The organism is Croceitalea sp. W27 (genome assembly GCF_055693185.1).
In genome coordinates this window covers 368625-381565 of sequence record NZ_CM146327.1, presented here as the reverse complement: position 1 = coordinate 381565, position 12941 = coordinate 368625, and the positions used below count along the sequence as shown (strand labels likewise).

9 protein-coding genes are annotated in these 12941 nt (G+C 37.2%); 2 read left to right on the top strand and 7 right to left on the bottom strand.

What is annotated here, in order from left to right; all coding sequences use genetic code 11:
* Nucleotides 1–14: 14 nt before the first annotated feature.
* From ACZ1GR_RS01795 to ACZ1GR_RS01785, 3 genes are all read right to left on the bottom strand, one after another.
* Nucleotides 15–887, bottom strand: a complete 873-nt coding sequence (locus ACZ1GR_RS01795; RefSeq protein WP_377764884.1) for an OmpA/MotB family protein — start codon at nucleotides 885–887, stop codon at nucleotides 15–17.
* 76 nt (nucleotides 888–963) lie between these two features.
* The gene (locus ACZ1GR_RS01790; RefSeq protein WP_472610556.1) at nucleotides 964–1965 is read right to left on the bottom strand and encodes a glycosyltransferase family 2 protein; all 1002 of its coding nucleotides are present in this window, start codon (nucleotides 1963–1965) and stop codon (nucleotides 964–966) included.
* Nucleotides 1966–1977: 12 nt separating this feature from the next.
* On the bottom strand, nucleotides 1978–2424 hold the full coding sequence (locus ACZ1GR_RS01785; RefSeq protein WP_472610555.1) for a type I restriction enzyme HsdR N-terminal domain-containing protein: 447 nt from the start codon (nucleotides 2422–2424) through the stop codon (nucleotides 1978–1980).
* 26 nt (nucleotides 2425–2450) lie between these two features.
* On the opposite strand from ACZ1GR_RS01785, the gene holA reads away from it, so the two are divergent.
* Nucleotides 2451–3452: a DNA polymerase III subunit delta gene (gene holA / locus ACZ1GR_RS01780; RefSeq protein WP_472610554.1), complete on the top strand. Its 1002-nt coding sequence runs from the start codon at nucleotides 2451–2453 to the stop codon at nucleotides 3450–3452.
* On the opposite strand, the gene ACZ1GR_RS01775 is transcribed toward holA, so the two are convergent.
* On the bottom strand, nucleotides 3453–3833 hold the full coding sequence (locus ACZ1GR_RS01775; protein WP_472610553.1) for a DoxX family protein: 381 nt from the start codon (nucleotides 3831–3833) through the stop codon (nucleotides 3453–3455).
* A gap of 151 nt (nucleotides 3834–3984) precedes the next feature.
* On the opposite strand from ACZ1GR_RS01775, the gene ACZ1GR_RS01770 reads away from it, so the two are divergent.
* Complete coding sequence (locus ACZ1GR_RS01770) at nucleotides 3985–6765, top strand: M16 family metallopeptidase (protein ID WP_472610552.1); 2781 nt, start codon at nucleotides 3985–3987, stop codon at nucleotides 6763–6765.
* Between the two features lie 41 nt (nucleotides 6766–6806).
* On the opposite strand, the gene ACZ1GR_RS01765 is transcribed toward ACZ1GR_RS01770, so the two are convergent.
* From ACZ1GR_RS01765 to ACZ1GR_RS01755, 3 genes are all read right to left on the bottom strand, one after another.
* Nucleotides 6807–9218 (bottom strand): alpha-ketoacid dehydrogenase subunit alpha/beta, encoded by a 2412-nt coding sequence (locus ACZ1GR_RS01765; protein WP_472610551.1) that lies wholly within the window; start codon nucleotides 9216–9218, stop codon nucleotides 6807–6809.
* A 159-nt stretch (nucleotides 9219–9377) separates the two neighbouring features.
* Nucleotides 9378–12236, bottom strand: a complete 2859-nt coding sequence (locus ACZ1GR_RS01760; RefSeq protein ID WP_472610550.1) for a gluzincin family metallopeptidase — start codon at nucleotides 12234–12236, stop codon at nucleotides 9378–9380.
* A gap of 10 nt (nucleotides 12237–12246) precedes the next feature.
* Complete coding sequence (locus ACZ1GR_RS01755; RefSeq protein ID WP_377764892.1) at nucleotides 12247–12933, bottom strand: LOG family protein; 687 nt, start codon at nucleotides 12931–12933, stop codon at nucleotides 12247–12249.
* Nucleotides 12934–12941: the final 8 nt, after the last annotated feature.

Genomic DNA, 12941 nt, shown 5'->3' with positions numbered 1-12941 from the left:
TTGAAAAGGAATATTTAATTTCCTCCACCGTTAATGGCAGGGTCTTTCATTCCTTCTTCTATCATGCTGTAGAACTGGTCAATTTTTGGAAGAACAACAATTCTAGTTCTTCTGTTCTTAGCTCTTTCGGCAGCATTATCGTTACTTACCAAAGGCACATAGAAACTTCTACCTGCTGCAGTCATTCTTTTTGGATCTACGTTAAAATCGTTCTGTAAAACCCTAACAATTGAAGTTGCACGCTTGGCACTTAAATCCCAGTTGTCTAAAAGAACACCACTTCTATAGGGTACATTATCGGTATGACCTTCAACCATAAACTCAAAATCAGGCTTGTTGTTTACCACTTTTGCAACTTTACCTAGCACTTCTTTTGCAGCACTTGTTACATTGTAGCTTCCGCTTCTAAATAATAGTTTATCAGAGATAGAAACAAAAACAACACCTTTTTCTACGCTAACTTCAATATCCTCATCATCCAAGTTTCCGAGAACACCTTTTAAACTTTGTACCAAAGAAAGGTTTACCGAATCTCTTCTGGTCACCGCATCTTGCAATCTTCTGATAGTCAAATCTTTTTCTTGTAGACTTTCAAGCGATTTTTCAAGGTTTTCAGCACCTTTAGCGGTTAAGGTAGTCAAGTCTCCCATGTTATTTATCAACTCTTGATTATTAGCTTTTAAGAAAGCGTTTTGCTCCTCTAAGGCATTTAATCTGGAAGAAGCGGTAGCTTTTTCCTCTAAGCAGTCGTTAAGCTTAACAGTGGCCGAGTTTAATAAATCTTGTGTCTCTTTTTGTTTTGCTTCAAGTTCAGCGTATTTCTTTTGTGATACACAAGAAGATAACAAGACTACAAGTGAAAGTGTTCCTAGTATTATTTTTTTCATGATTAATTATTTGCGATTAACTGTTAATTCGGATTCAAAATTATATAAAATGAAAAGCTATGATACCGTATTCTAGTTAATCTTTTACTAAAATGTTAAAATTCTTTACTTGATGTACGAAATGTGCCCATACGATAGACGTTACAAGATAGTATTTTAATATAAAATTAGCTTTTTCCCGTTTCCTGTAAATCTTAGAAAAGTTGGCATAAAAACTAATGTGCGCCCTAAATACGGCCCAAAAGTGTCTTGGTTTTAGCTGTAAAAGAAACCGAGTTGCAGCAATTCCGTCAAGTATCAATCTTAAGAAGATAATTAAAAAGGCTTTTCTGCGAGGAAGGTTTTTTGTGATGGAATAAAGCGAATTTCTAAAATTTAAGAAAGTCTTTTTTGGGTTCATGTTGCTTAAGGTAGAACCGCCTAGGTGATATACCTTGCTTTTTCCAATATAAAAAACCTTGTGTCCATTATTCTTGGCGCGCCAGCATAAATCTACTTCTTCTTGATGTGCAAAATAATCTGTGTCGAAACCATTTAAACTCCAAAAAGCAGCACTCTTAATAAACATACAGGCTCCTGTTGCCCAAAATATTTCATGAATGTCATCGTATTGGCCCATATCTTCTTCTAAGGCCTGAAAAATACGCCCCCGACAAAAAGGATACCCTAATTTATCTATAAAACCTCCTGCTGCTCCGGCATATTCAAAATAAGCTTTGTTCTTAAGGTCTAAAATTTTGGGTTGAAGAATCGTGGCTTCTGGCATAGAAGCAAAGCCCTTTAAAATTGGCTCAAGCCAATTTTCGGTCACCGCAACATCCGAATTAAGAAGACAGTAACAATCTGCTTCTATACTTTTTAAGCCTGTATTGTAACCACCGGCAAATCCGTAATTGGAATCGTTTAATACAACGCCAACATTCGGAAACTCTTCTTTTAAAACAGAAAGCGAATTGTCGGTCGAAGCATTATCAATTACATAGATTTCTGCCCCACCAGAATACGCTAACACTGAGGGCAGGTACTTTTTGAGCAAATCCGCTCCGTTCCAATTTAGTATAACAATGGCTAGTCTCAAAACGGTGGCAAATTAACGGCTAAAATCAGGAATTTCTCTTAAAAAAGTATATTTTTCTTCTACTGCGTCGATTTGGCAGTAAAAGTGGTTCAATCCATTGGTGACCATTAAATATTCTGCATTGAGTTTAATGTTGTATCGGGCAATTTGGTCAAATGTTGCTTGCGTAATCGTAACATCTGGAGATTTACATTCCACCAAAATTTTAATGGACCCATCTGAGTTGAAAACAACTACATCAAAACGTTTTTTCAGTGAATTAACGGTAATCTGTTTTTCAACATTGATGATGCTCTTTGGGTATTTTTTTTCTTTAATCAAAAAGTGAACGGTGTGCTGCCTCACCCATTCCTCAGGTTGGAGCACCACAAATTTTTTGCGCACAATGTCAAAAATATGGATGCTATTTTCGCTACTTTTGAACCGAAACGAATACTCTTTAAAATTCAATGGGCGCATGGCGCAAATTTGATGATTTTTTTTAAATGGAAGCTGTAAAAGAGATAGTAAGTAATATTAAACAGAAAAATCTGAAGCCTGTCTATTTTTTGATGGGGGAGGAACCCTATTATATTGATAAAATTTCTGATTTTATTGCTGCTACAGTTTTAACAGAGGAAGAGCGTGGTTTCAATCAAATGGCCCTTTATGGAAAGGAAACTTCGGTAGATGATATCGTTTCTAATGCTAAGCGTTTTCCAATGATGGCTGAGCATCAGGTTATAGTCGTTAAAGAAGCCCAAGAGCTTTCTAGAACAATAGAAAATTTGGTTTCTTATGTTGAGAATCCGCAGCCTACAACAGTTTTGGTGATTTGTTTTAAATATAAAAAACTCGATAAGCGTAAAAAGCTTTACAAAGCCGTTCAAAAAAATGGGGTATTGTTCGAGAGTAAAAAACTTTATGAAAATCAAGTAGCGGATTGGATAAGAAAAGTATTGAATGGCAAGAAGTACCAGATTTCCCCCAAAGCTTCTGCTCTTTTAGTAGAGTTTTTAGGTACTGACCTTAGTAGAATAAATAATGAGTTGGGAAAACTGTTTTTGGTCGTTCCCCAAGGTTCTGAAATTACACCAGCACATATCGAAACACATATCGGAATTAGCAAAGACTATAATAATTTTGAGTTAAAGAAAGCAATAGGAGAGCGGAATATTACCAAGACAAGTAAAATAATCAATTACTTTGCCCAGAATCCTAAAGACAATCCTTTTGTGCTAACGGTAACTTTATTGAACAACTTTTTTACCCAGCTCCTGCAATTTCATGGTCTAAATGACCACTCTCCTAAGAATGTAGCGTCCGCTTTAGGTGTAAGCCCATATTTTGTGAACGAATATGAGGTAGCTGCAAAGAACTATCCCATGAAAAAAGTGAGCAGCGTAATTTCTAACTTGCGAGAATTAGATTTAAAGGGTAAAGGTGTAAATGCGCAAAATATCAGTCACTCAGATTTACTAAAAGAGCTTTTGGTAAAAATCATCTAGTTACTTTTTATCCAAACTATACTTTCCGGGGCCCAGCATAGCGATCACTATAAAGAAGGTGAGATAGAGCAGTGCGAGTTCTTTTTTGTCAAAGGGGTCTGCGCCATGAACTACAAAAGCTGCTACAAACATTGTTGCCGCGGCCGGCAGGGTCGCAATTCTTGTTTTATACCCAATTATAATCAAGATAGGGGCTATAAACTCTCCTATTACAGTTAAAAATAGAGAAGGAGAGGCCCCAATGCCCAATGGATCAGGGAATTCAAAATCACCTGCAATCAGTTTTTGAAACTTTGGTAGGCCATGGGCAAATAGCATAAAAGCGGAAGGAACAATTCTTAAAAGAGCTAATCCGATGGGTGTTTGTGCAGCATTTTTCATTAATGGGGGAATGTGAGTTACTACAAATATAAATTTTTCTTGAATATGAAATTATAGGCACGTCTAAAAGGAATTTCAGGCATTGGGAATAAGAACATAATTAGTAAATTGTAATTCTTAAATAATTATCAATCAATTTAAAAAGAACACCATGAAAAAAACAGTTTTAGGGCTTTTGACCCTTTTTTTTAGTGTAGTTAATCTCGTTGCCCAAGATTTTCAATTTAAGGCTAGTGATATTGAGATTAAATATGAAAAATTTAAATTACCAAATGGACTAACACTTTTAGTTCATGAAGATCACAAAGCACCAATTGCGGCTGTAAATGTCTGGTATCACGTAGGCTCAAAGAACGAAAAGCCGGGTAAGAGCGGATTTGCCCACCTTTTTGAACATTTAATGTTCAACGGCAGTGAAAACTATAACAAGGATTATTTTCAGGCGTTGGAGAGTATTGGAGGTACGGATTTGAACGGTACTACGAATAATGATAGAACCAATTATTTTCAGAATGTACCCATTTCCGCTCTGGACCAGGTACTTTTCTTAGAGTCAGACCGAATGGGGCATCTATTAGGGGCTATTGACCAAGAAAGACTTGATGAGCAACGAGGTGTAGTGCAAAACGAAAAACGTCAAGGCGAAAATCAGCCTTATGGAAAGCAATGGGATTATCTAACAAAAGCTATGTATCCGAAAGGGCATCCGTATTCTTGGACGGTTATTGGCGAGATGGCAGATCTAAATGCAGCTTCTTTAGAAGACGTTCAAGAATGGTTTAAATCATACTATGGTACTGCTAATGCTGTTGTTGCAGTTGCTGGAGATGTAAATCCACAAGAAGTATATCAAAAAGTGGTGAAGTATTTCGGCGATATTCCTTCTGGGCCAACAATTGAAAGACAAGAAGTGAATATACCGGAACATAACGGAGACACGTATCAAGTGTATGAAGACAGGGTTCCGGAAACACGCGTTCTGTTTTCTTGGAATACCCCGCAATTTGGAGCTAAAGAAGACATTCACTTTGATTTAATTTCTGCAATCTTAACTCAGGGGAAAAATTCAAGATTATACAAGAAATTCATTTACGAAGATCAAACTGCGAGTTCAGTGGTCTCCTTTCAAGGGTCAAGTGAGATTGCCAGTACCTTTGTTACTTGGGCAAATGTAAAACCGGGTCAAGACTATAAAAAAATCGAGAAAGAACTTCTTGCCGAAATCAATACGTTTATTGAAAACGGACCTACCGAAGCGGAGCTTAAGCGAGTGAAAGCAGCTTATTTTTCTGGGTTTATAAAAGGATTAGAACGTATTGGAGGATTTGGAGGCGTATCGGACATTCTTGCATCTAACCAGACTTATTTTGGGGATGCGGGATATTATAAGACTGTTTTAAACTATGCCGAAACAGCCACAGTTCAAGATTTACAAAATACCGCTAAAAAATGGTTGACCAAAGGAAAGCATACGTTAATTTGTCTGCCATTTCCAGAATATACATCTGACAAAGCAGTTGTGGATAGGTCGAAATTACCAGAATTAGGTCCTCCGAAAAGCTCACAATTTCCAGATTTAGAAAGAACTAAGTTATCCAACGGGCTTAATGTCGTATTGGCCAAGCGTTCAGGAGTGCCTACTATTGTGGTAAACCTAATGGTCAATGCGGGATATAAAACAGATTATTTAGCTACGCCCGGTACGGCACAATTGGCAATGAATCTCATGGATGAGGGCACAAAAAATATGAACTCATTAGAGATCAATGAAAAATTACAGCTTATCGGTGCCAGTTTAAGTACGTTCTCAGATCAAGACATTTCAAACGTTTACATGACCACGTTAAAACAGAGTTTCAATGAAAGTCTAGATCTTTTTTCAGATGTAGTTCTTAATCCAATCTTCCCAGAGAAAGAATTTGATCGCTTAAAGAACGAACAGATCAATAATATAAAACGAGAAAAGTCTCAACCAATTTCAATGGCTTTACGTGTAATGAACAAGTATATGTACGGTGAAAACCATCCTTATAGCAATCCTTTTACTGGAACTGGTTATGAAGAAACAGTAGCAAAATTATCCAAAGAAGATATTGTCGAATTTTACGATACATGGATCAAACCCAATAATGCTACTATTGTCGTAACCGGTGATGTAGAGATGAAGGATTTAAAGTCTAAACTTGAAAAAACATTGGGGAAATGGAAAAAGGCCGATGTTCCTACACTAACGTTCAACAAACCGAATACCAATTCTAAAAACACACTCTATTTAATGAATAGGCCAGAGTCACAGCAGTCCGTAATTATTGCCGGTCATTTAACGGAGAAGTACGGAGATGTTTCTGAGGTAGCCTTAGAGCAGATGGTAAGCATTTTAGGTGGTGATTTCACTTCTCGAATTAATATGAATCTTAGAGAGGATAAACACTGGTCGTATGGTGCTGGTGGTTTTGTTTTAGGAGCTCAACAAGAAAGGCCTTTTATCATGTATGCACCAGTACAAACAGATAAGACGGCGGAGTCCGTTACCGAACTCAGAAAAGAGATTACGGAGTTTTTAACTACTAGACCCGCTACCCAGGCAGAATTGGATAAGGTAAAGACAAATCAAGTATTGAAATTGCCCGGTCAGTGGGAAACAAATAGTGCTGTTAACAATTCTGTAGCAAACCTTGTTAAATATGATCTATCAGATGACTATTATAAAAAGTATGACCAAAATGTTCGTAATCTTTCCTTAAACGAAGTACAACAGGTTAGTAAGAAGGTAGTAAAGCCAGAGAATGTGAATTGGTTTATGGTTGGTGATCGTGCTAAAATTGCAAGTAAGCTAGATGAACTTGGTTTTGATCAAATTATTGAAATAGACGCCGATGGAAACCCGTTAGTACCGGCAATGAAACAAGAAGAAAAGGATATCAAAAATTAGTCCTTAAAAAAAGCCTCGCGAATCGCGAGGCTTTTTTTTATTTATCTCAACTTGGGATAATCACTAGGATTAGCCTCATGCATTATGCCATAAATTTTTTCAAAAATATCTTCGGCATTTGGTTTAGAGAAATAATCTCCATCAGTTGCATATGCAGGTCGATGCGCCTTTGCCGTTAAGGTGTGAGGAGCACTGTCCAAATATTTATAACCTTCTTGCTTTTCAAGAATTTCTTGTAATAGATACGCAGAACATCCGCCAGGTACATCTTCATCGATAATAAGCAGTCTATTTGTTTTCTTTAGGCTTTTTACTACATCATGTTTAATATCAAATGGCAGTAGGGACTGTGCATCAATAACTTCTGCATCAATACCAACTTCTTTTAGCTCTTCTGCTACATTCTGTACGATTCTTAATGTAGAACCATAGGAAAGTAAGGTGATATCTGTTCCTTCTTTTACCGTTTCAACTACGCCGATAGGCGTACAGAACTCACCAAGGTTGTTTGGCTTTTGTTCTTTAAGGCGATAGCCATTTAGGCTTTCGATGACCAAAGCTGGCTCATCAGTTTTCATAAGCGTATTATAAAAACCTGCAGCTTGTGTCATGTTTCTAGGTGTAAGAATGTACATTCCTCGCAATAAGTGAATTAAACCTCCCATTTGTGAACCGGAATGCCATATACCTTCAAGACGGTGACCTCTAGTTCGCACGATTAAAGGTGCTTTTTGCTTACCTGCCGTTCGGTACAATAATGTAGCCAAGTCGTCACTTAAGGTCTGTAAACCATACATGATATAATCAAGATATTGTATCTCTGCAATGGGGCGTAAACCCCGCATAGCAAGTCCGATACCTTGACCGATTATCGTAGATTCGCGAATACCGGTGTCCGCTATTCTAAATTTTCCATATTTTTCTTGTAAACCTTCTAGTCCTTGATTTACATCGCCGATATTACCTGTATCCTCACCAAAAACCAAGGCATTTGGGTACTTTTCAAAAAGTTTGTCAAAATTGTCCCTCAGAATGACCCTGCCATCTACCTCTTCTGTATCGTTTTCATATTTAGGGGCTATTGCTGCAATTGAAGTGGCATTGTTATCAAGTTCAGAATATAAATGTGAACTAAAAGCGGGCTGCGTAGTATCTATAAAATTGGCTATCCAATTTTGCAATATTTTTTTCTCATTAGAATTCTCTCCGATAACATAACGAAGTACTTTTCTTGCATGAGAGGCCAAATCTTTCTTGATAGGCTCTTCGATTGCAATTAAGTCGTTCTTTATTTTTGTAATAAAGGCTCTGTTCGGACTGCTGTCAGCGACATTGGATATTACTTGAACCAAATTTTTCTTATCTGAAACATGTGGCTGCAAAAAGGCTGTCCATGCTGTTTTTTTAGCATTTCTTACTTCTTGCTTTATTCTTTTCTCGATAGCCTTTAGCTCATCTTCATTAGCAATATTGTTTTCAAGAATCCATTCTCTAAAGCGTTTATTGCAGTCGTTCTCTCTTTCCCATTCCAGACGGTCTTGAGATTTGTAACGCTCATGCGAACCAGATGTTGAATGCCCTTGAGGTTGTGTAAGTTCAGTAACGTGAATAAGCACAGGAACGTGCTCTTCGCGTGCAATATCGGATGCATTTTCATAAGCATGTATCAACGCTGTATAGTCCCAACCTTGTACTTTTAAGATTTCGTAGCCCTTTGCATTCTCATCGCGCTGAAAACCCTTTAAGATTTCTGAGATATCACTTTTTGTGGTATGGTATTCTGCAGGAACTGAAATGCCATAGGCATCGTCCCAAACGCTAATGACCATGGGTACCTGCATAACCCCAGCGGCATTCAAAGCTTCAAAGAAATGCCCTTCACTTGTACTTGCATTACCAATAGTACCCCAAGCGACCTCATTACCGTTTTTTGAAAAATTAGAGGTATCAATTCCAGAAACATTCCGATAAATTTTTGAAGCTTGTGCAAGACCAAGAAGTCTCGGCATTTGACCCGCGGTACAAGAAATATCTGCACTACTGTTTTTTTGTTCAGACAGATTTTTCCAACTACCATCTTCATTGATGCTATGTGTCATAAAGTGACCACCCATTTGACGCCCTGCACTCATGGGGTCTTTGGTGATATCGGTAGTTGCATAAAGACCATGAAAAAAGGCCTCTGGGTTCAAATGGCCTAACGCCATCATAAAGGTTTGATCCCTGTAGTATCCACTCCTAAAATCACCATTTTGAAAAGCCCTCGCCATTGCCAGTTGAGGCAATTCTTTTCCATCACCAAAAATTCCGAATTTCGCTTTTCCCGTAAGTACCTCTCGTCTTCCTAAAAGACTACACTCCCTACTGGTAACGGCAATTTCATAATCGCTCAAAATCTGAGCTTGAAAATCTACAAATGAAATTTCGCTATCAGTCTTAGGATTTGTTTTCATAGATACGGATTGATTTTTTGCAAAATTACAAAATACTCACCTATTTTACTAACAAAATGGAATTTCAGAATTTACAAAATCACAAAAAAATGTTAGTAATACAGCGAATATGAAAAAATAGCGCCATCTATTTAACTTTATTTTATCAATCTTTTAAAATCAAAACCATTTTCTGGTGAAGAGCCCAGTTAAGGTTTTAGGACTTATGGTGACAATAAATCTAATACTTTGGCCATAATCAGGTTGGGCAATTTCCCAGCCTTTATTGGAATATAAAGGGAAGTATAATTCAAAATAGTCAGTTACCAGATTTAAACGAATACCGGAGTCATATACAAAGCGGGCACTTTCCCCTCTATCGGCAATCATACCGATATCACCATATAATTCTATCCACCTCCAAATATTGAAGCTAGCATTTGTTGTTGCTATCCAATCACTACCAAATTGGTCGTCAAATCGAGATTTAAAACCACCTTCTGCGATAATAATCTGTTGACTATAGATACCGCTACCTTCAGAACGTCCTAAATAACCTAAATCAAAAAGGTAGTCAGTAGGTCTGTCTAGCGCATAACTGAAGAAATCTGAGTTAGTTTTATTGCGAATAAACTTACCGGCATAGAACCTCAAGTTCAATTGGCGATTGCTTTCATAGAGTTTTCGATATTCCAATTCTACGGAAGCTTTGGTGAACTCACTGGAATGCTGAAAATCTATTGATGATGATTTAAAATTTATAATATCATTATCTACATTAAAATATCTAATATTAAATACGCTGTAGTCAGGATTGTTCTCTAAATCTAAATCAGCCTCGTTATTTGCCAAAACATTCGGGTCTATATTTCTAAAAACACTTCGGTGTCTGAAAAGTAGACCTTGTCTTTTATTGGAAATTAGATCATCTGGTCGCCAACCGAAACTCATGGCGGGAGTGATTGTGGTGAACCTAGAATTTTCTTGAAAATGCGAGGTACTGGCACCAATACTGAAATTGGACACGTAATGCCCGCCTTTACCATGATATTTGCGATATCTAAGACTGGTTTTACCTACCAAAGTACGCTCTAAAAAAGAGTAGGTGGGTGATAGATCATAAACAAACTGCCTTTCTAAAAAGGTTTTATTGTAAATTCTTAAGCCAGGGGTTATGCCATCATATAAATTGAAGTTTGCTATGGGTACATAAAAAACCTGAGTATAGTAAGGATCTTCAGTATCCTTAAAAAAACGGAACTGCAACTTTTTGTTGCTTGAAAAAAAGCCGTTCAAAGTTTTCCAGTTGTCCCTTTGATTAAACTCGGGTATTTTTTGATCGTAATTCAAGACCAAACGATCTTCCGTAGTTCTTGGTATGGTAAATGTTCGCGAAGTATCAATATCACTGAACCAGTATTTAGATACTACAGAGTCTTTTTGAAGACCAAAAAGTGAAATAGGTACGTTGGTGCCTCTTTTGTTTTTTATGGTCAACGTGATGGAATCTTCGCTTTTTATTACGTTTTTGATCTTAAAGTCGATACGCTTTCTAGTACCTACATACTCCTCAAAAAACCAAGAAATATCTTTGTCGGTATTGGCCTCAAGAATGTCTCTAAAATCCCTGGCCTTTGTTTTGGGTAGTAATGCTCTTTTCTTAAAAAAAGATGAAATACTACTATCTATTTTTTCTTCCCCGATATATTCGGCCAAATAGGCCAAGCCTAGCCCCGCTTTATAACGGTTTGCTATCTTTTGATTGAATTTGATGAGTGAATCGTTTGGGGTAGTAAGAGCTTGATCAATGTTTTTTCTTGTCGAAAGCATTTGAAGTAAGTAGTACTGTTCGTTAAAATCCATTTTTGCCAAATGAAAACCACGAACACCCCAAATTCGAGAAAGTTTGCCGATCAGTTTTTGCTTTGGATAATTCTCCTCCACGTACTTGATCATCAGATAATTACTGATAGCATCAGAAACCCAACGTTCTTGTCGGGGGTCTAGATATAAGGATTCTTTTAAAAAACCGTTCAGGGTCGTTTTCAAGAACATCATTTCAAACTGAAATTGCTCTTGATAAGGTCGAACAAATGAGGGTAACTGATTTAAGCCGTAAAGTGGACTCTTATTATAATCCATTTCACTGACCAGAACTTCCTTTTGAGGATGCTCTCCTAAATGATCATAAATAAATTTGGATACTTTTTCTATGGATAAGGCCTGTGAAATACCATCGTATTTTTTAGATTCTAAATCGGTTTTAACCGTTAAGTACGAAGTAACGTGCTTGGTAAATTCTTTTGCAGGTGTAAGAATGATTTCGCAATTTTTACCGTTCGTTGCCTTCAGCGAAATTTGTTGTGCAAAAGAAATATCGGTTACTCTTGATTCTTTAAAATTTGAAGTAAGAAACAGTTTTTTAGGAAAAATAAAACTCACCGTTGTGTTGGTAAGCCCTGTGTAGTTGTCTTCAAGGTTCTTATTCGAATATAATTTCCAATCCCCATCAAAAACAGCAGGATTCAGATACCAATCCTTTAAGTAATAACCTCCGTCAGAATTGTAACCATAAGGCGTAAATCTATTTTGCGGCAATTTTAAGTTGTAGGTGAAGAAAATAGTAATCGATTCGCCGGGGGCAAGTGCTTCGTGCAACTCTACTCGAATAATGTCTAGATTCTTGGTTCTTTGCCATTTGAGTCCGCCATATTCATTGTCTACAACGCTTATGATATCCGTACGGCCCCGTTCATCATCCTTGGCGAGATGCAAGCTTTTTTTGAATTGCTCTCCGAAACGCTTGGCCAAAGGTGTTTTTTTTGATGAATACGAATGATTCCAATCGTTGAAATAGAGTTCTTTATGGCTCGTGTCCGAATTGTTTACGTAGGTAAATTTTTGCTTGATCGAAATCTCTTTCGTCTCATCATCAATAGTTGCCGTTAAATTATTTTCATGCTGGGCAACCGCATACAAACTGCAGAATAACAGTATTGCTGAAATGTATAACTTAAATCGAAAATAATTTTTGCTCAAAAAAAATTTATTAAAAGTTTGGACTCATCGTATGACCCTTATAAAAGGCATCTATAATGGCTACTACTTCATCTGGTGAATCAACTAGTTTAATCAAATCAAGGTCTTCCGGACTTATATTTTTTTCTTCTAGCATAGTTGTCTTGATCCAATCCATAAGACCGCTCCAAAAACTTGTACCCACAAGAATTATCGGAAATGTTCCGATTTTTTTGGTCTGTATAAGTGTAATTGCTTCAAATAGCTCATCAAGCGTGCCAAACCCTCCTGGCATAACGACAAATCCTTGTGAATATTTGACAAACATGACCTTACGCACAAAAAAGTAGTCAAAGTCTAAACTCTTGTCAGAATCAATATAGGGGTTATCGTGTTGTTCAAAGGGTAAATCTATATTTAAACCTACGGAAGTTCCGCCTGCTTGGTTTGCCCCTCGGTTACCGGCTTCCATTATTCCGGGCCCACCACCTGTAATAACGCCATAGCCAGAAGAAGCCAGTTTTTGAGCTACATCTACTGCCAATTCATAATATTTTGCTCCAGGTTTGGTTCTGGCCGAACCAAAAATTGATACGCAGGGCCCTATTTGGCTCATTTTTTCGAAACCGTTTACGAACTCGCCCATTATTTTAAAAATGGCCCAAGAATCGTTCGTTTTTATTTCATTCCAACCTTTTGGGTGTACTTCTGATCGCATATTTTTAT

Bases quoted from the DNA above. Each gene is read 5' to 3' on its own strand.
- ACZ1GR_RS01755 (WP_377764892.1), bottom strand. From the start codon at position 12,933: ATGCGATCAGAAGTACACCCAAAAGGTTGGAATGAAATAAAAACGAAC.
- ACZ1GR_RS01775 (WP_472610553.1), bottom strand. From the start codon at position 3,833: ATGAAAAATGCTGCACAAACACCCATCGGATTAGCTCTTTTAAGAATT.
- ACZ1GR_RS01770 (WP_472610552.1), top strand. From the start codon at position 3,985: ATGAAAAAAACAGTTTTAGGGCTTTTGACCCTTTTTTTTAGTGTAGTT.
- ACZ1GR_RS01785 (WP_472610555.1), bottom strand. From the start codon at position 2,424: ATGCGCCCATTGAATTTTAAAGAGTATTCGTTTCGGTTCAAAAGTAGC.
- ACZ1GR_RS01765 (WP_472610551.1), bottom strand. From the start codon at position 9,218: ATGAAAACAAATCCTAAGACTGATAGCGAAATTTCATTTGTAGATTTT.
- ACZ1GR_RS01795 (WP_377764884.1), bottom strand. From the start codon at position 887: ATGAAAAAAATAATACTAGGAACACTTTCACTTGTAGTCTTGTTATCT.
- holA (WP_472610554.1), top strand. From the start codon at position 2,451: ATGGAAGCTGTAAAAGAGATAGTAAGTAATATTAAACAGAAAAATCTG.